The 23,457-nt window shown below is 68.2% G+C and carries 24 protein-coding genes; 11 read left to right on the forward strand and 13 right to left on the reverse strand.

Annotated elements, in window-relative coordinates; genetic code table 11:
- Positions 1-83 precede the first annotated feature (83 nt).
- The gene (locus ACIQAK_RS02765) at positions 84-1,928 is read left to right on the forward strand and encodes a DUF4157 domain-containing protein (RefSeq protein ID WP_366388107.1); all 1,845 of its coding nucleotides are present in this window, start codon (positions 84-86) and stop codon (positions 1,926-1,928) included.
- Between the two features lie 63 nt (positions 1,929-1,991).
- Here ACIQAK_RS02765 and ACIQAK_RS02770 read toward each other — a convergent pair whose 3' ends face one another.
- Genes ACIQAK_RS02770 through ACIQAK_RS02780 form a run of 3 tightly spaced genes read right to left on the reverse strand, consistent with a single transcriptional unit; the run spans position 1,992 to position 4,106 of the window.
- A complete protein-coding gene (locus ACIQAK_RS02770; protein WP_366388106.1) occupies positions 1,992-3,014 on the reverse strand; it encodes an aldo/keto reductase in 1,023 nt (340 codons plus the stop codon).
- Entirely contained in the window at positions 3,014-3,514 is a 501-nt protein-coding gene (locus tag ACIQAK_RS02775; protein ID WP_366388105.1) for a MerR family transcriptional regulator, read from the reverse strand. The genes ACIQAK_RS02770 and ACIQAK_RS02775 overlap by 1 nt, the downstream gene beginning before the upstream one ends.
- 52 nt (positions 3,515-3,566) lie before the next feature.
- On the reverse strand, positions 3,567-4,106 hold the full coding sequence (locus ACIQAK_RS02780) for a hypothetical protein (RefSeq protein ID WP_366388602.1): 540 nt from the start codon (positions 4,104-4,106) through the stop codon (positions 3,567-3,569).
- Positions 4,107-4,252: 146 nt separating this feature from the next.
- Here ACIQAK_RS02780 and ACIQAK_RS02785 point away from each other — a divergent pair, with 146 nt between their 5' ends.
- Positions 4,253-5,068, forward strand: a complete 816-nt coding sequence (locus tag ACIQAK_RS02785) for a serine hydrolase domain-containing protein (protein ID WP_366388104.1) — start codon at positions 4,253-4,255, stop codon at positions 5,066-5,068.
- Here ACIQAK_RS02785 and ACIQAK_RS02790 read toward each other — a convergent pair.
- Positions 5,034-5,324, reverse strand: coding sequence for an ATP-binding protein (locus ACIQAK_RS02790; RefSeq protein WP_401847755.1), 291 nt, complete (start codon positions 5,322-5,324; stop codon positions 5,034-5,036). The two genes, ACIQAK_RS02785 and ACIQAK_RS02790, sit on opposite strands and share 35 nt — an antisense overlap.
- A gap of 275 nt (positions 5,325-5,599) precedes the next feature.
- Between ACIQAK_RS02790 and ACIQAK_RS02795 the strand changes: the two genes are divergently transcribed.
- Together ACIQAK_RS02795 and ACIQAK_RS02800 are read left to right on the forward strand one after the other, a co-directional pair.
- Positions 5,600-6,424: a helix-turn-helix transcriptional regulator gene (locus ACIQAK_RS02795; RefSeq protein ID WP_366388103.1), complete on the forward strand. Its 825-nt coding sequence runs from the start codon at positions 5,600-5,602 to the stop codon at positions 6,422-6,424.
- The gene (locus ACIQAK_RS02800) at positions 6,408-6,674 is read left to right on the forward strand and encodes a DUF397 domain-containing protein (RefSeq protein WP_366388102.1); all 267 of its coding nucleotides are present in this window, start codon (positions 6,408-6,410) and stop codon (positions 6,672-6,674) included. Before ACIQAK_RS02795 ends, ACIQAK_RS02800 begins: the two co-directional genes overlap by 17 nt.
- Before the next feature lie 65 nt (positions 6,675-6,739).
- Here ACIQAK_RS02800 and ACIQAK_RS02805 read toward each other — a convergent pair whose 3' ends face one another.
- Together ACIQAK_RS02805 and ACIQAK_RS02810 are read right to left on the reverse strand one after the other, a co-directional pair.
- On the reverse strand, positions 6,740-6,940 hold the full coding sequence (locus ACIQAK_RS02805; protein ID WP_366388101.1) for a hypothetical protein: 201 nt from the start codon (positions 6,938-6,940) through the stop codon (positions 6,740-6,742).
- 228 nt (positions 6,941-7,168) lie between these two features.
- Complete coding sequence (locus ACIQAK_RS02810) at positions 7,169-7,504, reverse strand: hypothetical protein (RefSeq protein ID WP_366388100.1); 336 nt, start codon at positions 7,502-7,504, stop codon at positions 7,169-7,171.
- A gap of 187 nt (positions 7,505-7,691) precedes the next feature.
- Here ACIQAK_RS02810 and ACIQAK_RS02815 point away from each other — a divergent pair, with 187 nt between their 5' ends.
- Complete coding sequence (locus ACIQAK_RS02815) at positions 7,692-9,389, forward strand: DUF262 domain-containing protein (RefSeq protein ID WP_366388099.1); 1,698 nt, start codon at positions 7,692-7,694, stop codon at positions 9,387-9,389.
- A gap of 20 nt (positions 9,390-9,409) precedes the next feature.
- On the forward strand, positions 9,410-10,072 hold the full coding sequence (locus tag ACIQAK_RS02820; RefSeq protein WP_366388098.1) for a DNA repair protein RadC: 663 nt from the start codon (positions 9,410-9,412) through the stop codon (positions 10,070-10,072).
- A 6-nt stretch (positions 10,073-10,078) separates the two neighbouring features.
- Here ACIQAK_RS02820 and ACIQAK_RS02825 read toward each other — a convergent pair whose 3' ends face one another.
- From ACIQAK_RS02825 to ACIQAK_RS02850, 6 genes are all read right to left on the reverse strand, one after another.
- Positions 10,079-11,194 (reverse strand): restriction endonuclease subunit S, encoded by a 1,116-nt coding sequence (locus ACIQAK_RS02825; RefSeq protein ID WP_366388097.1) that lies wholly within the window; start codon positions 11,192-11,194, stop codon positions 10,079-10,081.
- Between the two features lie 16 nt (positions 11,195-11,210).
- Positions 11,211-12,728, reverse strand: coding sequence for an N-6 DNA methylase (locus ACIQAK_RS02830; RefSeq protein WP_366388096.1), 1,518 nt, complete (start codon positions 12,726-12,728; stop codon positions 11,211-11,213).
- Position 12,729: 1 nt separating this feature from the next.
- The gene (locus tag ACIQAK_RS02835; protein ID WP_366388095.1) at positions 12,730-13,647 is read right to left on the reverse strand and encodes a nucleotidyl transferase AbiEii/AbiGii toxin family protein; all 918 of its coding nucleotides are present in this window, start codon (positions 13,645-13,647) and stop codon (positions 12,730-12,732) included.
- Positions 13,644-14,243 carry a hypothetical protein gene (locus tag ACIQAK_RS02840; RefSeq protein WP_366388094.1) on the reverse strand — a complete coding sequence of 200 codons (600 nt, stop codon included), beginning with the start codon at positions 14,241-14,243 and terminating at the stop codon, positions 13,644-13,646. The genes ACIQAK_RS02835 and ACIQAK_RS02840 overlap by 4 nt, the downstream gene beginning before the upstream one ends.
- A gap of 85 nt (positions 14,244-14,328) precedes the next feature.
- Entirely contained in the window at positions 14,329-16,830 is a 2,502-nt protein-coding gene (hsdR, locus tag ACIQAK_RS02845; protein ID WP_366388093.1) for an EcoAI/FtnUII family type I restriction enzme subunit R, read from the reverse strand.
- Between the two features lie 72 nt (positions 16,831-16,902).
- Positions 16,903-17,559, reverse strand: coding sequence for a pirin family protein (locus ACIQAK_RS02850; protein WP_366388092.1), 657 nt, complete (start codon positions 17,557-17,559; stop codon positions 16,903-16,905).
- A gap of 180 nt (positions 17,560-17,739) precedes the next feature.
- Here ACIQAK_RS02850 and ACIQAK_RS02855 point away from each other — a divergent pair, with 180 nt between their 5' ends.
- From ACIQAK_RS02855 to fabF, 5 genes are all read left to right on the forward strand, one after another.
- Positions 17,740-18,939, forward strand: a complete 1,200-nt coding sequence (locus ACIQAK_RS02855; RefSeq protein ID WP_366388091.1) for a helix-turn-helix domain-containing protein — start codon at positions 17,740-17,742, stop codon at positions 18,937-18,939.
- 89 nt (positions 18,940-19,028) lie between these two features.
- Positions 19,029-19,943 (forward strand): ACP S-malonyltransferase, encoded by a 915-nt coding sequence (locus ACIQAK_RS02860; RefSeq protein WP_366388090.1) that lies wholly within the window; start codon positions 19,029-19,031, stop codon positions 19,941-19,943.
- 13 nt (positions 19,944-19,956) lie between these two features.
- Positions 19,957-20,988, forward strand: a complete 1,032-nt coding sequence (locus ACIQAK_RS02865; RefSeq protein ID WP_366388089.1) for a ketoacyl-ACP synthase III — start codon at positions 19,957-19,959, stop codon at positions 20,986-20,988.
- A gap of 63 nt (positions 20,989-21,051) precedes the next feature.
- On the forward strand, positions 21,052-21,300 hold the full coding sequence (locus ACIQAK_RS02870) for an acyl carrier protein (protein ID WP_014045780.1): 249 nt from the start codon (positions 21,052-21,054) through the stop codon (positions 21,298-21,300).
- Positions 21,301-21,376: 76 nt separating this feature from the next.
- Entirely contained in the window at positions 21,377-22,639 is a 1,263-nt protein-coding gene (fabF, locus tag ACIQAK_RS02875; protein ID WP_366388088.1) for a beta-ketoacyl-ACP synthase II, read from the forward strand.
- Between the two features lie 109 nt (positions 22,640-22,748).
- Here fabF and ACIQAK_RS02880 read toward each other — a convergent pair whose 3' ends face one another.
- On the reverse strand, positions 22,749-23,243 hold the full coding sequence (locus ACIQAK_RS02880) for a DUF3145 domain-containing protein (protein WP_053561392.1): 495 nt from the start codon (positions 23,241-23,243) through the stop codon (positions 22,749-22,751).
- Positions 23,244-23,457 lie beyond the last annotated feature (214 nt).

Here is a 23,457-nt window from a genome sequence, read left to right on the forward strand (position 1 = left end):
CCTCCTATGCATGAGGGGGAACCTCACCCGAGGAGGCCCTCGCCCGAGGCGAACCCTCCTCCGTCCCCCGGAAGGACCGCATCATGCGCGCGCAGGACCCCGGCAGAACACCTGACGCGGGCAAGCCGCGCCGTCCTGCGTCCCCCGCCGTGACGACCGCGACGGACCCCGCGGTGTCCGGCCGGGCCGCCCCCGCACCCGGCTCGGTCCCCGCTCTCCAGCGGAGCGTCGGCAACGCGGCGGTGGCCCGCATGCTCCAGCGCGAGGCGCACCGGCACGACGCGGGCTGCGGCCACGAGGAGCCCGCCGAGCCGGTCCAGCGGTCCACCGACGTCCACGACGTGCTCCGGTCCCGGGGGCGCTCGCTGTCGGAGCCGGTCAGGGCGGACATGGAGAACCGGCTGGGCGCCCCCAGGGGCACCTTCCGGTCGGTGTCCGTCCACGACTCCCCGCGCGACATCGAAGTGTCCCGGTCCATCGGCGCGACCGCGTTCACCTCCGGGGACCACGTCGTCGGAGACGTCTCGAAGCCGCAGACCCTGGCGCACGAGCTGCACCACGTCCGCCAGCAGCGAAAGGGCCAGGTGCCCGGTACCGAGACGGGGAACGGTCTGAAGGTCTCCCACCCGAACGACCCCGCAGAGCGCGAGGCGGAGGCGGTCTCGGCGCAGGCGATGGCCGACCCGGCCCCGGTCCAGCGGGATGCGGAGCCTTCCCCGGCCGGGACGCCGAGCGGCGCCCCCGCCGACGGGGCCGTGGCGATCCAGCGGAAGGTCGGGTTCGAGTTCGAGACCAACATGCTGGTGCGGGCCGGTGACAAGCCGGTGATCTCCAAGAACGAGAAGGTCTTCGAGGCCGCTTCCGGCGACTGGTACATCACCCCTGACGCCAGTGCGCTGGAATTCGTGACGGTCCCCTTCGAGGAGGAGGGCGAGGCCCCGGAGCTGGGCCGGATGACCCAGGCGGTCGGCGAGATGGCCGAAGCGTTCAAGACGCTCCACACCTCGACGAAGCTGGCGAGTCTCATGGACGGGAACGCCGAACTCGGCGAGGTGCTCTCGGAGTCGGGCACGGTCCACCAGCACCAGGGGAACGACGTGTACGTGCCGGGCGCGGACCGCCTGTACCCGCCGCTGGCGAAACCGCAGGCGACCGGGGGCGTCAGCCTGGAGAAGATGCTCACCCTGTTCCAGGCCCTGGCCGGCCAGGAACTGCCGCTCACCTCCCCGTCGAACCCCGAGGACGTGCACATCCTCGGGGACGATCCGGAGAAGCGGACCGACACGACGACGCTCGGCGGCGCCAACCCGAAGCGGGACGCGGCGATCCTGGCGGACGCCCAGCGTCTCACCGACACGTACTGCGCGGACCTGGACCCGGCCGGGACGCGCGAGCTGCGGGGGCTGCTGGCCACGGTGTACACGTACCTGCTGGCCGGGGCGCAGCAGTCCGGGCGGCAGGACCAGGCGAAGTACTTCCTGCCGCTGATGAGCCGGATGAGCTTCTCCGCGATGTACGCGGCACTGCCCGAAGAGGCGCAGTCCCACTTCGATCCCGCCCGCGTGCTGGCAGTGGCCTCTCTCGCGGCGGGTGACCCCGTCTACCAGCACGGCTTCGCCGACCACGGCGCGGGTGACAGCAAGAAGTCCTTCGGCCCGCAGCGCGGGAAGTGGCTGGAGAGCATCGCCTCCGGTGGCCCGGACCTGATGTCCGCGGGTGGCGGCACCGACGTGACGGACGGGATGAAGGCCAGTTCCCCGGCCATGGGCCAGCACGACCGCCTCGATCCCGGGCACGCGGACGGCGCGGCCGGGCTGGTGCAGGTCGAACTCCGCCGGCTGCCCGGCCAGGTCCCTCCGGAGGAGTGGCTGCCCCTCGCGGCCACGCTCTTCGAGATGTTCCGCAAGGTCCAGGAGGCGGAGGTCTGATCCAGCACCGGTGACCGGGGACGCCCCCGCCCGCAACGGTCACGGGCGCCCCCCTCGTAGCGACTACTCCCGCGCCGCCGACGTGCTGCTCATGTCCGGGTAGCGGTCCCCCGCCACCTGGCCCGCGATCGGCTCCAGCAGAGCCAGTTCCTCCGCCGTCAGCGTCAGCCGGGTCGCCGCCACGTTCTCCAGCAGGCGGCTGCGCTTACGCGTGCCGGGGATCGGGACCACCGTCAGGCCGTGCACCTGGGCCCGCTGCTGCACCCAGGCGAGGGCCACCTGCCCGGCCGTCACTCCATGAGCGGCGGCGATCTTGTGGACCGGCTCCAGCAGGGCCGCGTTCGTACGGGCGTTGTCGCCGGTGAAGCGGGGCTGGTGCTTGCGGAAGTCGCCCTCGGAGAGGTCCTTGCCCGCGTCGGCGAACGCCCCGGTGAGGAAGCCGCGCCCGAGCGGCGAGTACGGGACGAACGTGACGCCCAGTTCCGCCGCCGTGCCGACCGCGCTCTTCTCCACGTCCCGGCTGAAGAGGGACCACTCCGACTGGAGGGCGGCGATCGGATGCACGGCGTGCGCCTCGCGCAGTTCGGCACCGGTCACCTCGCTCAGTCCGAGCTGCTTGACCTTGCCCTGCTGGACCAGCTCCGCCAGCGCGCCGACCGATTCGGCGAGCGGGACGGCCGGGTCACGGCGGTGCATGTAGTAGAGGTCGATGACCTCGGTGTTCAACCGGCGCAGGCTGGCTTCGACGGCGGTACGGATGTACGCGGGGTCGTTGCTCACGGCCCGGTACCGGGGGTCGTCGGTGCGCACCAGGGCGAACTTGGTGGCGAGAGTGATCTCGTCCCGGTGGGCGGCCACGAACGGGGCGAGGAACTCCTCGTTGGCCCCGCGCCCGTAGGCGTCGGCGGTGTCGAAGAGCGTGACGCCCTCCTCCAGCGCCGCGTCCAGGGTGTCCCGGGCGGAGAGCTCGTCGGTGTCACCGTAGAACTCGCTCATGCCCATGCAGCCGAGGCCCTGGACGCCGATCCGCGGCCCACCGGAGCCGCCCAGCTCCACGGTGGCGATCTTGTTCGTGTCGTCAGTCATCAGGCACTGTGCCTTTCCGGCGCCCGGCGGGCGCCCGCATAGAACTCGATCTTGTGGTCGAGGACGGCGAGGGTGTCATGGAGCTCCGCGATCCGCGTGATCACATCGCGGCGGGTCGACTCCAGCAGCTCCTGGCGCTCCTCGAAGGTGGACTCGCCCACGCGCAGCAGCTCCGCGTACCGCACCATGTCGGCGACGGGCATCCCGGTCATCCGCAGCTTGCCGACGAAGACCAGCCAGTCCAGGTCGCGGTTGGTGAAGCGGCGCTGACCGGTGTGCGAGCGGTCGACGTGGGGCATCAGCCCGATCCGTTCGTACCAGCGCAGGGTGTGCGCGGTGAGCCCGGTGAAGGCGACGACCTCGCTGATCGTGTAGCTGTCCTTGCCGGCGGGCCGGGGATGCGGCCTGGGCGCGGCCCTACAGGCTGTCGCGCCCGAGGGGGGCTGCGGCTGGGTGCTGGTCGCGGGAGTGCTCGGGGCCGTTCCGTCGATCACCGTCATGCCCTCCACGCTAAATCCCTGGAGTGCACTCGAAGCAAGTGGAAAGTGGCGCTCAGAGCTCTTCGTCGGCCCGGGTGAGGGCCTCGGTGATCAGGCGGGTGGCGAAGTCGCGGTCGTCGGCGATCCGGTTGATGTGCTCCGCCAGCAGGAAGACGGTGGCCTCCAGCGGGGTCATCTCCGCCTCGGTCCACTCCCCGTACTGCTTGCGCCACAGGCTCGGGCTCAGACCGATACCGGCGGCGGTGACCAGACCCGCCATGGTGGGGATCGCTTCGGAGCCGATGCTCCGGGGCATCATGCGCATCGAGGCCACGAGCGTGGGCACCACATACTCGATGACGTCCTTGCCGTGGTCCTCGTGGGCCTTCCGCAGCCACGTCATGTACAGGTAGATGAGCGTGCAGGCACCGTCGAGCAGATCATCGACGCCGCCGGGCCCCAGCGACGCGGTGAACTGCGCCACCAGCTCACGCTGTTCGGCCTCGTCGCCGCTCGTACCGTCGTGGATGCTCTTGAGCCGGGAGTCGATCATCATCAGCACCGCACCCACATCGCCGGCGGGAGCGTGCTCGGGGCCGTAGGGCGATGACACAGGTGACACATGAGCCTCCTCGTACGGCTGCGGTGCGCAGCGCCTCGCTCCCGCAGAGTAGTCGGCCAGGTGGACGGCAGTTGGTGACTTCGTCACCTTTCGGACGCGGTACGGGCGCGACTCCCGTGAACGTTAGGCTCGGGTCCATGGAGAGCTTGCGGATCATCGACACCTGGCCCGTCCCGACCGCGGCGGCCGCCGTCGTACGGGCGGACGGCACCGTCCTCGGTACGCACGGACCGACCGCCCACCGCTTCCCCCTCGCCTCGGTCTCCAAGCCGCTCGCGGCCTACGCGGCCCTGGTGGCGTACGAGGAAGGGGCCGTGGAACTGGACGAACCGGCCGGGCCCGAGGGCTCCACGGTCCGCCACCTCCTGGCCCACACCAGCGGCCTCGCCTTCGACGAGCACCGGGTGACGGCCCCTCCCGGCGAGCGCCGGCTCTACTCCAACGCGGGCTTCGAGGTGCTGGGCGATCACATCGCCAAGGCGTCCGGCATCCCGTTCCCCGAGTACCTGCGCCAAGCGGTCCTGGAACCGCTGGGCATGACGTCCACGACCCTCGACGGCTCCCCCGCCCGCGACGGCGTCTCCACGGTCGACGACCTGGTCCGCTTCGCCGCCGAGGTGCAGGCCCCCCGCCTGCTCGACCCCCGTACGGTCCTGGAGGCCCAGAGCGTCGTGCACCCGGGCCTCAAGGGCGTCCTGCCGGGCTACGGCCACCAGAGCCCGAACGACTGGGGCCTCGGTTTCGAGATCCGCGACGCCAAGTCCCCGCACTGGACGGGCACTTCCTCCTCCCCCGCGACCTTCGGCCACTTCGGCCAGTCGGGCACGTTCCTGTGGATCGACCCGGTGGCCGGGCTCGCCTGCGTGGCACTGACCGACCGGGCCTTCGGGCCGTGGGCGGCGGAGGCCTGGACCCCGTTCACGGACGCGGTCCTGTCGGAGGCCGCGGGCTGAACCGGGCGCGGACGCCCGTCGACTTCCTCCGGTCGACGCACTCGAACCAGACGGTCTTGCCCTGGCCGTCCCACCGCTTCACCACGCCCCAGTCGTCGGTGACGGCATTGACCAGAATCAGCCCCCGCCCGCCGTCGTCGAGCTCGTCACGCCTGATCGCGAGCGGCACGGCCGTGCTGTTGTCCGCCACCTCCACCCGTACGCCGTCCCCGGTCGGCAGCCGGAAGATGAAGGTCTGGCAGCGGCGCCCGGGCACGTGCCGCACCACGTTGGCGACAGCTCGGTGAGCGCGAGTTCCGCCGCCGGGGCGAGGTCGAGCAGGTCCCAGTTGGTGAGGTAGAGCCGCAGGATGCGGCGCAGGTGGCGGGCGGAGTGCTCGCCGATGGCGAGGTCGGCGCGGTAGATGGGCTCCCCGGGATCAATTCGGGGGATGGATACACGGTTCATGCCTTCAGCGTGCGAGCGGATGGCTACGCTCGGCTACGCCGTGAACCGAACGCCACAAGGCGTTGCACATCGGAGGTCCGCGCTGTGCCGAACATCCAAACGCTCGACCCGAGCGCTTCCCCCCTCAACTACTTCGGCTCGGAGCTGCGCCGGGTGCGCGAAGCACACGGCCTGAAACAGGCTGAGTTGGGCACGATGCTCTACTGCACGGGCTCGCTGATCGGCCAGATCGAGACGACGAAGAAGGTCCCCACCCGCGAGTTCGCGGAGGCCCTGGACCAAGCGCTGGGCACCGACGGGCTGTTCTCCCGGCTGGTGAGCCTGGTCCTGCGCAGCCAACTGCCGAGCTGGTTTCGTCCGTACGCGGACATGGAGGCGAAGGCGGCGTACATCTCCACATTCCAGTCGCAGGTGGTCTATGGGCTGTTGCAGACGGAGGCGTACGCGCGGGCAGTGCTCGGCGTCGAGCACCCGCGCCAGGTGGACGAGGTGGTCGCGGCCCGGATGGAACGCCAACGAGTCCTGAAGCGCGAGAACCCGCCCGTGCTGTGGGTCGTGCTCAGCGAGGCCGCACTACTCCTGGAAATCGGCGGGCGGGACGTGATGCGCGAGCAACTGGCCCTCCTGCTGGAGTTCCAGGACGACCCGTGGGTGAACATCCAGGTACTGCCGTTCACTGTCGGCCAGCACACAGCGATGATGGGATCGTTCAATCTCCTCCGGTTCGACAACGACCCGGACCTGTTCTACGTCGAGAGCTACGACCAGGGCCATATGACCGCCAACCCATCTGTGATCAAGGAGCGTTCGGTCGGCTACGCTCGGCTGCAAGCCACGGCCCTCTCCCCCGAGGACTCGGCGACGGTGATCACTCGTGTGATGGAGGAACGCTATGGGAACCGGTCATGACCTCACTGCCGCAGAGTGGCGCAAGTCCTCGTACAGCGGGAGCAGCGGCGGCGACTGCGTCGAGTGCACCGTGACCGGCGGCGCCGCCTGGCAGAAGTCCTCCTACAGCGGCAACACCGGCGGCGACTGCGTCGAAATGGCCGCCGCCCCCTGCGGCTCCGTCCCCGTCCGGGACAGCAAGAACCCCACCGGCCCCGCCATCACCATCGGCGCCCCCGCCTGGCGGGCCTTCGTGGACGGGCTGTGCTGAGGCGCGTTCACCGAGCAGCGGTGGCGGTACGGAGGCGAGTCGCCCCCGCACCGCCGCTATAGCTTTCAGAGATCGCCGGCCGCCCGCTCCCGCCGCCGCCCCTTGACGAGAACGACGGCCAGAGCCACCACACAGAACGCTCTGAACACCCCTCCGAGCACTCTGAGGTGGACCGGAGACCCCGAACTCGCCGCTGTCCAGAAGCCGAAGATGGCCAGCAGCACAACGTAGGCGGGCGACTCGACGACTGCCCGTTTCCTGGTCACGGCCAAACCCTCCCCCTCATGGCTGCACGGGTCGGCGAGTCGTTCCCCTGCCACGCCGCTTCCGCCGGTCCCTGATCCTCTCACCGACGAACCCGGCAGCCGCCCCGCCGGAGACCGGCAGCAGGGCCTGACTCGCCCAGCCGTCCCCGGACAGGGCGGTCGGCGCCGCGGCCACGCCAAGGACGGCGATGACGATCAGCACATCGGACAACCTCACCGTTCGCCCCCTCACGCTCCGGACAGTGGAAGCGCCACCCGTCGCCCCTGCCCGAACTCCTCGGCCTCATCGTCGCTGACGACCGCGAACGCGCCTGCGGGGACCCCGGGCAGCGTGGCCACGCGGGAAGCCGCCGCCAAGAGTTCCTCGTCAGCGGCTCCGGTCACGAAGAAGACGTAGGCGTCCTCGTATTCCTCGCCCTCGTCATGGACTTCGATACCGCCCTCGTCCTCAAGATCGGCCAGGAAGTCCTCGACCTGGTCGATCCAGGGGTACGGGGAGGAGCCGTCCGGCAGGTCCGGCGTCGGCAGCATCGGCACGTGTATCTCGACAATGGTGGTGGTCACAGGGGACATGCTGCCCCACGCCCCCTGTACCCGCCGCCAGGCGTCCGGCTGGCCCGGAGGCATTCGTCGACGAGTTGCATGAGACTGAGAGCCCGTTGGGTTGTCAGTGGTGCCCCATACGATCGTTCTGCTAGCTGTTCCAGCAGGGATTACGGAGATCAGGGGGTACACGGTGGGGACGTCACCGGTGTCACTGGTGCAGGTACGTGCGCCCGAGCCAACGATTGCACCGATCAGCTCACTCGCACAGCGGGTCCTGAGCGGCGACATTGTTCTACCGAAGTTTCAGCGGGCTTTCGTCTGGACCCCGCAGCAAATCCTGTACCTGCTCGACTCGGTGCGCCGGAACTACCCCATCGGCAGTCTGCTCATGTGGCGGACCACGGCGAAGCTGGCCAGCGGACACGAGATCGCCGGCCTGGACACCGTCACGCAGCATGAGGGCGCTCATGTGCACTACGTGCTCGACGGTCAGCAACGCCTCGCCAGTCTGGTGGGTGCGTTGCACGGCTCTGGGCCGAGCTGGAGTATTGCGTATGACCTTGAGCGCGAGGAGTTCCTGCACCTGACAGAAGAAGCACCGACCGGACCGCACATCGTGCCCGTGCGCCATCTCACCTCTGTCGGTGCGATGCTGTCGTGGATCCGGCAGGAGAACCCCAATGGCGAACTCCAGCTTCGTGCGCAGGCATTGAGTGAGCAGCTCGCGCACTACCAGGTGCCGATTGTCACGCTCCTCGATGTGTCCGAGGAGGATTCGGCTCGTATCTTCGAACGGATCAATAGTACGGGCACGTCCATGGACATCGTGGACCTGATTCGGGCCGGGACCTGGTCCGAGGACTTCGACCTCAAGGACGAGATCGAACAGTTGCTCCAGGTCCTCGACGCCAAAAAGTACGGGCGGGTGGATGCGAAGACGATGCTGCGTACGATCGCGGCGGCGGCCGGGTTCGGTTTCTCCACCAAGTCCATTCACGAGTTGCGAGGTATTGATCGGCAGCAGCTCCAGGCGGCCGTCGCGGATGCCGGGAAAGCAGCTGCGCGGGCGGTGGACTTCCTCTCCACCCAGATCTGCACCCCTCAGGCCGAGGCGCTGCCCTATTACAACCAGTTCGCGGTTTTGGTCGAGCTGTTCAGGCAGCTGCCCAAGCCGAAGGCCGCACAGTACGACGCGGTGACTCGGTGGTTCTGGTTGACAGCGAGCGGGGAGTACTTCAGGGGCTGGCGTGAGTCCCAGATGGGGCCGGACCTGACGGCAGTCACGGAGTTCGCGGCGGGCCGGTCAACGGAGATCGAGACGGGAGCGGCGCCTCCGCGCAGCAACCTGTGGCAGCGTTCCCAGTTCTCCCGGCAGAACGCGCCCAGCAAGCTGCTGGTCCTGCTCATGTCGTACGAGAAGCCTCTGGACCTTAACACGGGTCGCGTCATCGACGTGGCCGACGCGTTGTCTTGGCAGAACGGCAAGCAGTTCCACCATTTCTTCCCGCGGGCGTACTTGAAAAAACAGGGAGTACAGGGGGGCCAGGACAATGTCTGCGGCAACCTGATCATGCTGAGCGCGATCACCAACAACTGGATCTCCGACCGCCGCCCCTCCGCCTACCTCAAGGACCTGGCCGACTGGAACGGCGAGGAAGTGCTGAGGGAGCGGCTGCGGACGTGCCTCATCGAGGAAGACGCATACCAGGCCGCGTTGTGCGATGACTACGACGGATTCCTGCGGGCCCGCTCGGAAACGCTGCACCGGCGGCTGACGGAGCTCATCGGATCGGCGGCGGGCAGCGCCGAGAGCGGGGGGACGTCCGGCCCGTCGCCTCATGTGGACCCGGACCCCCCGGAAGCCGTTGGCTCGGAGCCTCTCGACCGCGACTCGGTGGACTGAGGGGCGCGGCAGTGGTACGTATGCGGGACGTACCCGCCCGGGACCGACCGCGCGAACGCCTCTTGGCGCGGGGCGCAGAGGTGCTGTCCGACCGTGAGCTCCTGGCGCTGTTGCTGGGAGGCGGCGTCCCGGGCCAAGACGCGGTGGAGCTGGCCGGGCGGCTGATCACCCGGCACGGCGGGCTGTACGAACTGTCCAGGCTCCCCGCGCACGAGGTGGCGGCGAGCCTGGCCGGAATCGGCCCGGCGAAGGCGGCACGGGTCGCGGCGGCGTTCCAGCTGGGCCGGCGGGTCGCGTCCGCGTCGCTGTCCTCCCGCCAACGGGTCGGCTGTTCGGCCGACTTGGCGAGAGTCACGGCTCCCCTCCTCCACGGGCTGGTTCACGAACGCGTCGTCGTGATCGTGTGTGACACGGCGGGCACCGTTCTCCGTACGAGCGTCCTGACCGAGGGCGCTTCGGACCGCAGCCTGCTCCCGGTCCGCGACGTCCTCGCCTTGGTCCTCGCGGCGGGCGGCGCGTCGTTCGGTGTGGCGCACAACCACCCCACCGGTCGCACTGACCCCAGCGAGGCCGACCGCCGCGCCACGAGCCGCCTTGCGGCGGGGGCTGCGGCGGTCGGCCTTCGCTTCCTGGACCATGTAGTGGTCACGGATGGGGGGTGGCGGCGGGTATCGCCCGAGTGACTGCGCCTACAACCTCCCGGAAAAGGCCGCATCGAGAAGCGAAGGCCGGAGAGACGCCAATGCAGGCTCAGCGTGGGCCGCAGTCACACGCTGGTTGACCGCGTCAAGCGTTGTCGCCACCCGGTCCTGAATTTTGCGCGGCGGCAACTTGAATTCGATTCCTTCGAACCGCTTGACCCCTAGAGTTCGATTCCTGTCAGCAGCTCCAGGCGAACAAGCCGAGACCTGTGCTAGCCCTTGGCGGCTCAAGAGGTAGTAGCGCAGGTAGCTAACGTTTACCCGATCACCGGTAGGCACATAGAACAAGAAGCGATTCGAAGCGACGTGGCCAGCTTCGATCGCGCTTGTCACACTGATCGCCCCCTCCCAAGCCTTAATATTGCTGAGAGCCAGCGCATCTTTAGGGAAAGTATAGAAGCGGAGCTTTCCGAGATCATCACCAGGAACAGGCGGGTAATGGATAATTCCTCTACCGAAACCGCGCATGCCGATGGCTCGATAGTTCTCATCAGGGAGGACTTCGAACTCAGTACGCGTGAGCTTTACCACATCACCCATGCGCACCATGTCGACCTCGGATTCCAAAACCGCATGAACCAATGATTCATGGAGTTTCGCTTTGATCTCAGCTGCCTTGCTGCGCAACGACTGCACGGCCGAAATCCGGCCCATCGCCGCGTCAAGCTTGTCGGCGACGCGGCGCTGCTCAGCCAGGTCGGGCAGTGAAACCTTGGCGTTTTCAAAATTCTTTGGCGAAACGGTTTGATTCCGCGTGACGGTACCCGTCGAGACCGCCCTGACGAGCACCTTCCCAGATTCACTCTGGAAGAAGTAGTTCAGGTAACGAAGGTCCACTTCCCCGATCGGTCGATAACTGAGAAATCGAGCCGATCCGACAAACCCCTTTTCCTTCTGAGTCGAAACAGCAACCGCCCCTTCCCAGGCCATGATATTGCTCACGATAAGGCGATCAGGGTGGACTTCGAAATACTTGAGTTTACTCAACTCGCTGCCTGCGCAAGGATCGCGATGAAAGATCCCATTTCCAAACGACCTGATGCCAATCTGGCGATACTCCGCACCAGAATCCACTTGAACGGGGATCCGTTCCAGCTGGAGCACATCCCCAAGGCGAACTTCACTTAGAAACATCATTAGTCCCCAGTTCCTCACGCAGCCCCTTCAGCAGACCCAGGATCTCGGTCTCTGTCTTGATCAGCTCGTCCACCAGCTCTTCCGGCGTTCGGTGCGCCAGTTCGTCGCCGACATGTGGGTTCACAAGGTCCAGGTTGTAGCCGGAGGCGATGATGTCCGATGCTGGGACCACCCACGCCTGTTCGTTCACCTCGCGGCCCTCACGTTCCTTGCCGCCCCACCAGTCCACGCATGGCTGGTACTCCTCGATCCGCATCGGCTTCGTCTTCGTGTAGCCGCGGCGACCGTCCGGCAACAGAATTTCGTAGAACCAGACGTCCTTCGTCGGACCGGTCTTCTCGAAGAAAAGAATGTTGGACGGGATCTGCGTATAGGGCGCAAAGACGCCCTGCGGGAGGCGGACCACCGTGTGAAGGTTGCACTCCTTCATCAGCTTCTTCTTGATCTTCGCGCCAATGGAGTTCTCTCCCGTTGCGAACAGACTGCCGTTGGGCAGGACGATCGCGCACCGACCGCCGTGCTTGAGCTGGTCGAGGATCGAGTAGAGGAAGAGCCAGGCCGTCTCTTGGGTCCGGAAGCCATCGGGGAACGTCTTGACGACCGTCGACTCCTCCTCGCCGCCGAAGGGCGGGTTCGTGAGAACCACATTCACCTTGTCGGCAGCGTTGGAATTCCGCATCTCCAGGAGCGAGTTGGCACGCCGAACGTGCGGCGCGTCGATCCCGTGCAGCAGCAGATTCATCGAGCCCAGCAGATACGGCAGCGGCTTCTTCTCGATGCCCCGGATGTCCGCGTGCAGCTTCCTGCGCTGAGTGGCCGTACGAACCTGGTCCTTCAGGTTGTCGTACGCCTGGACCAGGAAACCACCCGTGCCGCTCGCCGGGTCGAGGATCGACTCGCCGAGCTGGAGGAAGGACTGCTGGACCATGAAGCGGTTGACCGGGCGCGGGGTGTAGAACTCACCCGAGTCGCCGGCCGCGTCGCGCATCTCCTTGAGGATCGACTCGTAGACGAACGCCATCGTGTGGATGTCATCGGTCGAGACGAAGTGGATCTGGTTGACGATGTCGACAAGCTCCCGCAGCAGCGTCCCCGACTGCATACGGTTGACAACATCCTTGAAGATGGTCGAGATGACGTTGCGCGGGTCCTCCGAGTCTTCACCGACCAGCCCGGCCAGGTGCGGGATGAGCTTCTCGTTGACGAACGACCTCAGCTCGTCACCGCTGAAGTCCCGGTCGGTGGCCCAGTCCTCCCAGCGGTACGGCTCCTCAATGGCCCGCCGGTAGCCGTCCGGGTCCAGCGCCTCGCCCTCCTGCTCGACGCGCTCGTCGAACGCCTTGAGGAAGAGCAGCCAGGACAGCTGCGGCAGCCGGTCCAGGTCGCCGTTCATTCCGGCGTCCTTGCGCATGGTGTCGCGCGCGGACTTGATCAGGGACGCAAGACGTGTCCGGGATGTGCCGACGGACTTCTCCGCCGTCTTCTTCTTGGTCGCTGCCATGTCAGCTCAGCCGGTCTTTCTGTTCGGGTCGGGAAGAGGTACGTGCTTCGTCGACGAGGGATGCCGCCCACAGCTCGCGCACCAGTGCCAGTGCTGCATCGAGCGTCGGTGGGATCTCAGTCATGAGTTCCTGCGCCAGCTCCGGGTAGCTTTCACGCCAGCGGGGCGGGGGGTCAGGAAGTTTGTTCGGGACCTCGTGTGTGGCGCGTACCGCGAAGACATGTCGTACGACCTCCACGAGTGCCGCGTCACCTACTAGTCCGTCCTCAGTCAGCAGCACCAGGTCGACCAGGTCCTTGACCCGTGTATTGGGGCGGTTGCCATAGTCACGGGTGAAGGCGTGCAGCTTTTCAGCGAAGTGCTGTCGGCGATCGACGGCCTCGATCGCACGCTGCGGAGTTCCGGCGAAATCGAGGGTGTTCGGTAGTGGGAGGCGCTCGGTCCGAGCGATCTCCTTGCCCCGGTCCACCAGATCCACCCGGACGCCCGCGAACAGCTTCCCCGCGAGGTGGGCCTCGACGGAGAACCGCCAGCCGCCCCGCCCTGCCGTATCGGCGGTCAGAGAGACGGGTGCACCGACTCGGAACCGGAAGCCGTCACCATCCAGGTCGACAGCCAAGGCATCGATCAGCAATTCCCGTGCCTCGTTCCCGTCTGCCTCCGACCCATCCTCGGGCCGCAGCGCCAGGTCGAGGTCCTTCGTGGTGCGGGCACGTCCAGTGAGCCTGAACTCCATCACCGCCCCGCCCTTCAGGACCCAGCCGCCGGCCGGGTCCTCTGCCAGGCGTGCCGCCATGCGGTCGAAAACGACGAGGCGCCGTCGGCGGGCCAGGTCGGTGCCGGTCCGGTCGGCCTCCTGCTTCAGCCGGGCCTCCAGCGCGCGGCGCAGGGCCGTCGCATCACCGTAGCGAGCGGTCACGACACCGCCCCGAGCGCTCGCTCCACGCCCAGCTCCGCACGCGGGCCCAGGAGCTGGGCGGCATCCAGCAGCTTCCGTCGGGTCACGATGCCCTGCTCCAGCGCCTCGGACACAGCCCCGTCGAGGACATCCTGGTCGTCGCCGCTCGCCGCGCATTCCACCAGTGCGCGGAGCGGAGTCGTTACCCGGTACCCCATCCGGTCCTCCACATCCGCCTCGGCCAGCTCCACGCGGTGCAGGATCACAGCGTCAGACTTCTGCCGGAAGCCGCGCTCCACGGTGAGGTGGATGCGGGACGGGTTAGCCGTGCCGAAGTCATGGACCGCGAGGGCGGTGGCATGCGAAACCACCGCCCTCCCCTTGCTCCACAGCGACCAGCGCACCAGTTGCTCGTCACCTTCGCCCGGCAGGTCGGAGAACTCCCGGAAGCGGTAAAGGGCGCGGTCGACTACCAGCCAGTTACCGTGCTGGGCGTGGTAGCGCTGGGCCTGGTACGAATACCCGGCGTCCAGCGCCTGCGCGGCAGTGAAGTAGCCACGCTGACCGGCGGCAGTCCGCCAGAGGGTTGCGCGGCTGTCCGTACGATCTCTTAGCACTACTCCACTTTAACACCTTCACGAAACTCAAAGACTGCTTTAGTTTTATGTCTGATGTTTACATAGATCTAAAGCAGCTTTACAGTTACACGACGTTCAGGAGTCGAGTCGCCAGCTGGTCGATCGCCTCGTGCGCCTGGCGGGCGCCGCCGAACCGTGCCGTCAGGTCCACTACCCGGCCCATCGAGTCGAAGGGCGGCACCTTCAGCGTGTCCACCTTCAGCTGCGGTGAGCCGTCTTCGGCGAACTTCACCAGCATCGCCTCCAGTACCTCGCGGGCCTGCTCCCCGAAGGAGTCCAGGAACTCCCCGTGCTCCCGACGGAACCACGTGAGCCGCTCGTCCCGGCTCACCACGGCGAGTCCCTCCCAAGCCACACTGACCAGCAGGTCCACGGGGTCCACGTCAGGCTTGCCCAGCTCCTCAGGCAGCTCCTCCACGTCGATGTCGGCCTCCCGTAGCGCCTCCATCAGAACGGCACGGCTCTTGGCCTGCGCCCAACGCGTACGCAACTGAGCTGGGTCCAGGTCGAGTTCGAGCACCTGGTTGTGCACCCACTGCTCGACGCTCACCAGCCGCATCGTCACTCCGTCGTCCGCGAGCTGGTAGCGCCGCTCACCCACCTTGTACACGACGACATCACGCACCCGGTACCGCTTGCCGCGCGCCTGGATCCGATCGACCTCGTCCGGGTCGGTCACCAGATCTGCGTCGTCACCATCCGGGCCGAACGAGCCACCGTCCTGCTCCTCGTACTCGGCCTGCGGCTCGGCGACCGACTCGCAGCCCTCTTCGTCCGGTTCCTCGACGAGCGGGGTGATGTCCTCGACGGCCACCAGCTCTCCCTGCTCGTCGGCCGTCTCCTGGAGCAACTTCAGCGGCGGGCCGTCGAATGCCTTGTCCTCGAAGAGCCGGGTCGCCTCCACGAAGTCGATGATGTCGAAGGACTCTTTGCCGATCTCCGGACACAGCCGGGTTCCACGCCCGATGACCTGCTTGAACTCGGGCATAGAGGCCATCCGCCGGAACAGCACCACGTTCCGCACGGCGGGCAGGTCCACACCCGTCGACAGCAGCTTGGAGGTCACTGCGATCACCGGCTGGCTGGAGTCCGCCTTCCGGAACTCCTCAAGGGACTCCCCGACGTGCGGCGCGTCGGCGCTGGTGATGCGCTTGACGAAGTCCGGCAGTACGGAGACCTCCTTGGAGGCGATGTTGTGCAGGGCGGTGCGCATCCGCCCTGCGTGCTCGTTATTCTCACAGAAGACGAGAGTCTTGCCCAGCCTCCCGTCCTCAGCGTTCTTGCGGAGGTAGTCGATGAGGTATTGCGCCGCCGTCTCGGTCCGCTCGAGGATCACCATGACCCGCTCGAACTCCTTCGGTCCGTACAGATGGTCGGGGATCTCCCTGCCATAGACATCCTTCTTGCCCGGCTCAGGACGGTAACCCTCCACGTCCACGTTCAGCCGGACCCTCCGCACCCGGTAGGGCGAGAGGAATCCGTCCTCGATGCCGTCCCTGAGCGAGTACGAGTAGACGGGGTTACCGAAGTAGTCCAGTGTGTCGGTCTTCTTCTTCCCGTCCTGGACCGGCGTGGCGGTCAGCCCGATCTGAACGGCGGGCTCGAAGTGCTCCAGCACCTTGCGCCATCGCGAGTCACTGCTCGCGCTGCCTCGGTGGCACTCGTCGACGATGACGACGTCGAAGTAGTCCGGCGGGTACTCCCGGTACAACTCAGCATGATCGTCGCCCTGCTCCAGGGACTGGTACAGCGCGAAGTAGACCTTCCGGCCACGTTTGGCCTCTCCCCCGCCGATCTTGTGGACGTCGTCCTCTCCAAAGACCGGCAGGAAGTACCGGTCCTTGGGGTCGTCGATCAACATGTTGCGGTCGGCGAGGTAGAGCACGCGTGGCTTACGTCCGCCGAACGCACCCGGGGCCTTGGACAGCCGGGCGAACAGCTGAAGGGCGAGCATGGTCTTACCCGTCCCGGTGGCTAGCACCAGCAGGATGCGGCGCTCGTTGCGGGCGAGAGCGGCGAGTGTCCGTGTGATGGCAACCCGCTGGTAGTAGCGCGGGCGCTTCACCGTGTTGTCGGTGTTGCGGAGGGTGTAGTCGTACGGCGCGGACATCAGCTCCTCGCCCGCCGCTGTGCCGCGGACCCCCTGATCACGCAGAAAGCGTGCCCACAATTCGTCGGGGGAAGGGAACCGCTCGACGTGCCTGATCACCGGCTTCTCAGCAATGAAATCGATCTCCACGATGTTCCGCCCGTTGGTGGCGTACGCGAAGGACAGCCCCAGCTTGCGCGCGTAACGGCGCGCCTGCTCCACCCCGTTCTCCTCGCTGAGGCGGTACCGCTTGGCTTCCACGACTGCGATCGGCACATCGGGGACATACTCCAACACGAAGTCGGCTGCGAGCGCGGCTCCCCGCTTGTGACGCCTACGGGTCGGCACCAGTCGACCGTCGTTGATCCTGTACTGCGGACGGATCTGCTTCTCGCTCCAGCCCGCAGCCCTCAGCTCGGGAACAACGAAACGCTTACAGGTCTCGTCCTCATTCATCTTGTACGCCTCAATCCCCATGGCTAAAGGTTTACTCCATGGGTCTGACAACGGACCCGCAAAGCCGGATCCTGATCCGAAGCCACATCGCCGTCAGCTCCCGAGCTTCCAGACCACCAGCTCCGCCCCCGTCACGGCGACCGCTTCCAAGCCCTCCGCGTCCGTGATGCGAGCCGCGTCCCCCGGCCGCAACTCCTCCCCCTCCAGACCGACTCGGCCCCGGACCACATGCACGTACAGGCGCACCGCGTCCGGCAGAGCCGTGCGTTCGCCCTCCGTCAGCCGCCGTAGGTGCAGCATCGCGCCGGCCGCAGGCAGGGCGTACGGGGTCGAGTCCGCGATGCCGGGGACGACCGTGTACGCGGGTTCGCCCCCCGATTCCAGGGGGGCCAGCCACATCTGGAGGAAGGTCAACGGGGCCTGGCCTTCGTTGCGTTCGACGTGGCGGACTCCGGCGGCGGCGCTCAGGTGGGCGACGTCCCCGGGGCGTACGACGGAGGAGTGGCCGGCCGAGTCGCGGTGGGTCAGCTCGCCCTCGACCACCCAGGTGACGATCTCCGTGTGGCTGTGCGGGTGCTCGTCGAAGCCCGCGTCGGGGGCGAGGTGCTCCTCGTTGCAGGCCAGGATCGGGCCGAAGCGAAGGTTGTCGGGGTCGTAGAAGGGGCCGAAGGACAGGGCGTGCCGGGTCTCGATGCCGGCGTCCGGCTCGCCGCCCCGGTAGCGGTCCTCGGACCGGTGTACGGAAATCACCCGGCCACGGTAGCCCGGTGAACCGCCCGTCCGGGGGCGGCGGCCACCGGACGGGCGCACATAGGTGAACCGGGACCGGCATCCCGTCCGCAGCTGCCCGGACGCTCCCGTACCCACCGGTAGGAGGGACCGTCGCCCCGGCCCACCGATCCACCGGCCCGATAAGGCAGTCTTGTCCTCGTGCCCCGACCCGATCCTGAGCAGTCCGCCGCCCATGACGCCCACCTGCATGCCGCGACCCTGAAACGGCTGGAGCAGTCCTCCGGCCGGCTGGCCGCGAACGCGATTGCCCGCATGGACGAATCGCTGCCGTGGTACCGGGCGATGCCCCCGGAGAACCGGTCCTGGATCGGCCTGGTCGCCCAGGCCGGTATCGCGGCGTTCACCGAGTGGTTCCGGCATCCCGAGACCCCGCAGGCCATCTCGACCGATGTGTTCGGCACCGCCCCGCGCGAGCTGACCCGGGCGATCACACTGCGGCAGACCGTCGAGATGGTGCGTACGACGATCGAGGTCATGGAGGCCGCGATCGAGGAGGTGGCGGCGCCGGGCGACGAGTCGGTGCTGCGGGAGGCGCTGCTCGTCTACGCGCGCGAGATCGCCTTCGCCACCGCCCAGGTCTACGCCCAGGCCGCCGAGGCCCGGGGCGCCTGGGACGCGCGGCTGGAGTCGCTGGTGGTCAACGCGGTGCTGTCCGGCGAGGCGGACGAGGGGGCGGTCTCCCGGGCCTCCGCGCTCGGCTGGAACTCGCCCGAGCACGTCTGCGTCATCCTCGGCACCGCGCCCGACGGGGACAGCGAGCTGACCGTGGAGGCGATCCGGCGGGCCGCCCGGCACGCGAAGCTCCAGGTCCTCACCGGCGTCCTGGGCCACCGGCTCGTCGTCATCGCGGGCGGCAGCGACAACCCGCTCCAGGTCGCCAAGGGCCTGATCGGGCCGTACGCGGCCGGGCCGGTGGTGGCCGGGCCCGTGGTGCCGGACCTGCTGGCGGCCACCCGGTCCGCGCAGGCGGCGGCGGCCGGGCTGAAGGCGTGCCTGGCGTGGCAGGACGCGCCGCGTCCGGTGCTGGCGGACGATCTCCTGCCGGAGCGGGCGATGGCCGGGGACCCTGCCGCGCGGGACCAGTTGGTGGAGGAGATCTACAGACCGCTGGAGGAAGCGGGCTCGGCGCTGCTGGAGACGCTGAGTGTCTATCTCGAACAGGCGAGCAGTCTGGAGGGGGCCGCGCGGATGCTTTTCGTCCACCCCAACACCGTGCGCTACCGGCTACGACGTGTGACCGACGTCACCGGGTGGTCACCCTCCGATGTGCGCTCCGCGTTCACGCTGCGGATCGCCCTCATCCTGGGGCGCTTGGCCGCGGCGGATCCTCAGTCCTAGACTTTTGTCGGACTTCAACAATTCCCCTGACGGTTCTTCGTCCCTGTCCCCACGGGCCTAGGGAGCCGTCCACAAGAGAGAGTGTGAGGGTGCTCGTACTCGTCGCTCCCGGCCAAGGCGCTCAGACGCCCGGCTTCCTGACTCCCTGGCTCGACCTCCCCGGTGCCGCCGACCGCATCGCGGCCTGGTCCGACGCCATCGGGCTCGACCTTGCCCACTACGGCACGCGGGCCGACGCGGACGAGATCCGCGACACGGCCGTGGCCCAGCCGCTCCTCGTCGCCGCCGGACTGCTCTCGTCGGCGGCCCTGGGCGCCGCTCCCGACGTCGTCGCGGGTCACAGCGTCGGTGAGATCACCGCCGCCGCGATCGCCGGTGTCATCGACGACGAGGCGGCACTGCGCTTCGTCCGCACCCGGGGGCTCGGCATGGCCGAGGCCGCCGCGGTCACCGAGACCGGTATGGCGGCCCTGCTCGGCGGCGACCCCGCCGTGACGGTCCCGCACCTGGAGAAGCTCGGCCTGACCCCCGCCAACGTCAACGGGGGCGGCCAGGTCGTCGCCGCCGGCACCGCGGCCCAGCTCGCCGCTCTGGAGGCCGACAAGCCCGAGGGCGTACGCCGGGTCGTCGCGCTCAAGGTGGCCGGCGCGTTCCACACGTACCACATGGCTTCGGCCGTGGAGAAGCTCCGCGCGGCCGTCGGGGACCTCACGGTCACCGACCCGACCGTGCGCTACGTGTCCAACGCCGACGGCCACACGGTGGCCACCGGCACCGAGGTCATCGCCCGGCTGGTCGGCCAGGTCGCCAACCCGGTCCGCTGGGACCTGTGCATGGAGACCTTCCAGGAGCTCGGCGTCACCGCGCTGGTCGAGCTGAGCCCTGGCGGCACGCTCACCGGGCTCGCCAAGCGGGCGCTGCCCGGTGTGAAGACGCTCGCGCTCAAGACCCCCGACGACCTCGACGCCGCCCGCGCGCTCATCTCCGAGCACGCAGGCGCCTAAGGAGCCCGAGAGCATGTCGAAGATCAAGCCCAGCAAGGGCGCCCCGTACGCGCGCATCCTCGGGGTCGGCGGCTACCGCCCGACCCGGGTCGTGCCGAACGAGGTGATCCTCGAAACGATCGACTCCTCCGACGAGTGGATCCGCTCCCGCTCCGGCATCGTCACCCGCCACTGGGCCTCCGAGGAGGAGACCGTGGCCGCGATGTCGATCGAGGCGTCCGGCAAGGCCATCGCCGACGCGGGCATCGATCCCGGGCAGATCGGCGCGGTCGTCGTCTCGACCGTCTCGCACTTCAAGCAGACCCCGGCCGTCGCCACCGAGATCGCCCACAAGATCGGCGCGGGCAAGCCCGCCGCCTTCGACATCTCGGCGGGCTGCGCGGGCTTCGGCTACGGCCTCACGCTAGCCAAGGGCATGGTCGTCGAGGGCTCGGCGGAGTACGTCCTCGTGATCGGCGTGGAGCGGCTCAGCGACCTGACCGACCTGGAGGACCGCGCGACGGCCTTCCTGTTCGGTGACGGCGCGGGCGCGGTCGTCGTCGGCCCCTCCCAGGAGCCGGCCATCGGCCCGACCGTGTGGGGCTCCGAGGGCGACAAGTCCGAGACCATCAAGCAGACGGTGTCCTGGAACGACCTGCACGCCGGCGACGCCTCCAAGCTGCCGCTCGACTCCAAGGGCGAGATCAAGTTCCCGGCCATCACCCAGGAGGGCCAGGCGGTCTTCCGCTGGGCCGTCTACGAGATGGCGAAGGTCGCCCAGCAGGCGCTGGACGCGGCCGGGATCGCCCCGGAGGACCTGGACGTCTTCATCCCGCACCAGGCCAACATGCGGATCATCGACTCGATGGTGAAGACCCTCAAGCTGCCGGAACACGTCACGGTCGCCCGTGACATCGAGTCCACCGGCAACACGTCCGCCGCCTCGATCCCGCTCGCTATGGAGCGGCTCCTGGCGACCGGTCAGGCGAAGAGCGGCGACACCGCGCTCGTCATCGGCTTCGGGGCGGGTCTCGTCTACGCCGCGACGGTCGTTACCCTCCCCTAGGCACACCGGACCTTTTGGTCCGTCAGCACGAACCCTGAAGAAACCCACCGAAGGAGCGCCAAGATGGCCGCCACGCAGGAAGAGATCGTCACCGGTCTCGCCGAGATCGTCAACGAGATCGCCGGAATCCCGGTCGAGGACGTCCAGCTGGACAAGTCCTTCACCGACGACCTGGACGTCGACTCGCTGTCCATGGTCGAGGTCGTCGTCGCCGCCGAGGAGCGCTTCGACGTCAAGATCCCCGACGAGGACGTCAAGAACCTCAAGACGGTCGGCGACGCCGCCGACTACATCCTGAAGCACCAGGGCTGATCCCAGCCCGGCTGTGTCGCCACCCGGCGGTGGCGCCGCTGATTCACGACCCTCTACACGTGGAGAAGATTTTCCAGTGAACTCGACCAATCGCACCGTGGTCGTCACCGGTATCGGCGCAACCACTCCGCTGGGTGGCGACTCCCCATCGACCTGGGAAGGTCTGATGGCCGGCCGGTCCGGCGTCAAGCCTCTCGAAGGCGAGCGCTTCGCCGAACTGCCCGTCCGGATCGCCGCCCTCGCGGCCGTCGACCCGGGCGACGTCCTGCCCCGCCCGCTCGCCCGCAAACTGGACCGCTCGGCGCAGTTCGCGCTGATCGCGGCCCGCGAAGCCTGGGCGGACGCGGGCTTCACCGCCAAGGCCGGCGAGGACGAGTCGATCGCCCCCGAGCGGCTCGGCTCGGTCATCGCCTCCGGTATCGGCGGCGTGATCACCCTGCTCGACCAATACGACGTGCTGAAGGAGAAGGGCGTACGCCGCGTCTCCCCGCACACCGTTCCCATGCTCATGCCCAACGGCCCGGCGGCCAACGTCGGCCTGGAGGTCAACGCCCAGGCCGGTGTCCACACGCCGGTCTCCGCCTGCGCGTCCGGCGCTGAGGCGATCGGGTACGCCGTCGAGATGATCCGCACCGGCCGGGCCGACGTGGTCGTCGCCGGCGGCACCGAGGCGGCGATCCACCCGCTGCCGATCGCGGCCTTCGCCAACATGATGGCGATGTCCAAGAGCAACGACGAGCCGGAGAAGGCCTCGCGGCCGTACGACACCGGCCGTGACGGCTTCGTCCTCGGTGAGGGCGCGGGCGTCGTCGTCCTGGAGTCGGCCGAGCACGCCGCCAGGCGTGGCGCCAAGGTCTACTGCGAGGTGCTGGGCCAGGGCCTGTCGGCCGACGCCCACCACATCGCACAGCCCGAGCCGACCGGCCGGGGCATCGCGGCCGCGATGCAGAACCTGCTGGACTCCAGCGACCTCAAGCCGTCCGAGGTGGTTCACCTCAACGCGCACGCCACGTCGACGCCGCAGGGTGACATCGCGGAGATCAAGGCGCTGCGCAAGGTGCTGGGCGACGACCTGGACCATGTCGCGATCTCGGCGACGAAGTCGATGACGGGGCACCTGCTGGGTGGCGCGGGCGGTATCGAGACCGTCGCCACCGTGCTGGCGCTGCACCACCGGACCGCTCCGCCGACGATCAACGTCGAGGACCTGGACGAGGCGATCGACGCGGACATCGTGCGCGGGGAGCCGCGGGTGCTGCCCGAGGGGCCGATCGCGGCGATCAACAACTCGTTCGGGTTCGGTGGGCACAACGTGGTGCTGGCGTTCCGGTCCGTATAGCCCCGGCCTTTACGGGTGAAGCCCGCTTCCCGGCTGTCGGGAGGCGGGCTTCCACACGTTCGAGCCCCTCCGGCGATTGAGGAGCGGGGTCCGGGGCAGAGCCCGGGAGCTAGACGACCTGGTGCAGCCAGCGGACCGGGGCGCCCTCGCCCGCGTGGCGGAAGGACTCCAGCTCGTCGTCCCACGGCTTGCCCAGGAGGGAGGCGATCTCGGCCTCCAGGTCGCTCTCGCCTCGCGTCGAGCGGGCCAGGGCGGCGCGCAGGCGGTCCTCGGGGATCAGGATGTCACCGTGCATGCCGGTGACGGCGTGGAAGATCCCCAGGCCGGGCGTGGAGCTGTAGCGCTCGCCCTCGGCGGTGGGGCAGGGCTCGGCGGTCACCTCGAAGCGCAGCATGTCCCAGCCGCGCAGGGCGGAGGCGAGCTGCGACGCGGTGCCGGCGCGGCCCTTCCAGGAGAACTCCGACCGCCAGGTGCCGGGGGCGGCCGGCTGTCTGATCCAGTCCAGCTGGACCCGCACACCGAGGACGCCCGCCACTGCCCATTCGACATGTGGACACAGCGCGCGCGGTGCGGAGTGAACGTACAGGACTCCACGTGTCGTCACCGGAACCTCCCGTGTGGGACGAGGTACGCCTTCCCCAGCGGCCTCGCGCCCGTACCGCCTCTTTCCGGCCGGCTCCCGAGGTTGTCATCAGTAAACAGCATCGGGAGTTAATCTCCAGAAAAGGGACAGTGTGTGACGGGACGTAATGTACCGGAGCCACCCGTGTGACGGGGGTGGGAGCGGCGCCACTGGTTCGACGGGGAAAAGCTACCGT

Origin of the sequence: Streptomyces sp. NPDC088706 (assembly GCF_044752765.1) — a bacterium.
Taxonomy (GTDB): domain Bacteria; phylum Actinomycetota; class Actinomycetes; order Streptomycetales; family Streptomycetaceae; genus Streptomyces.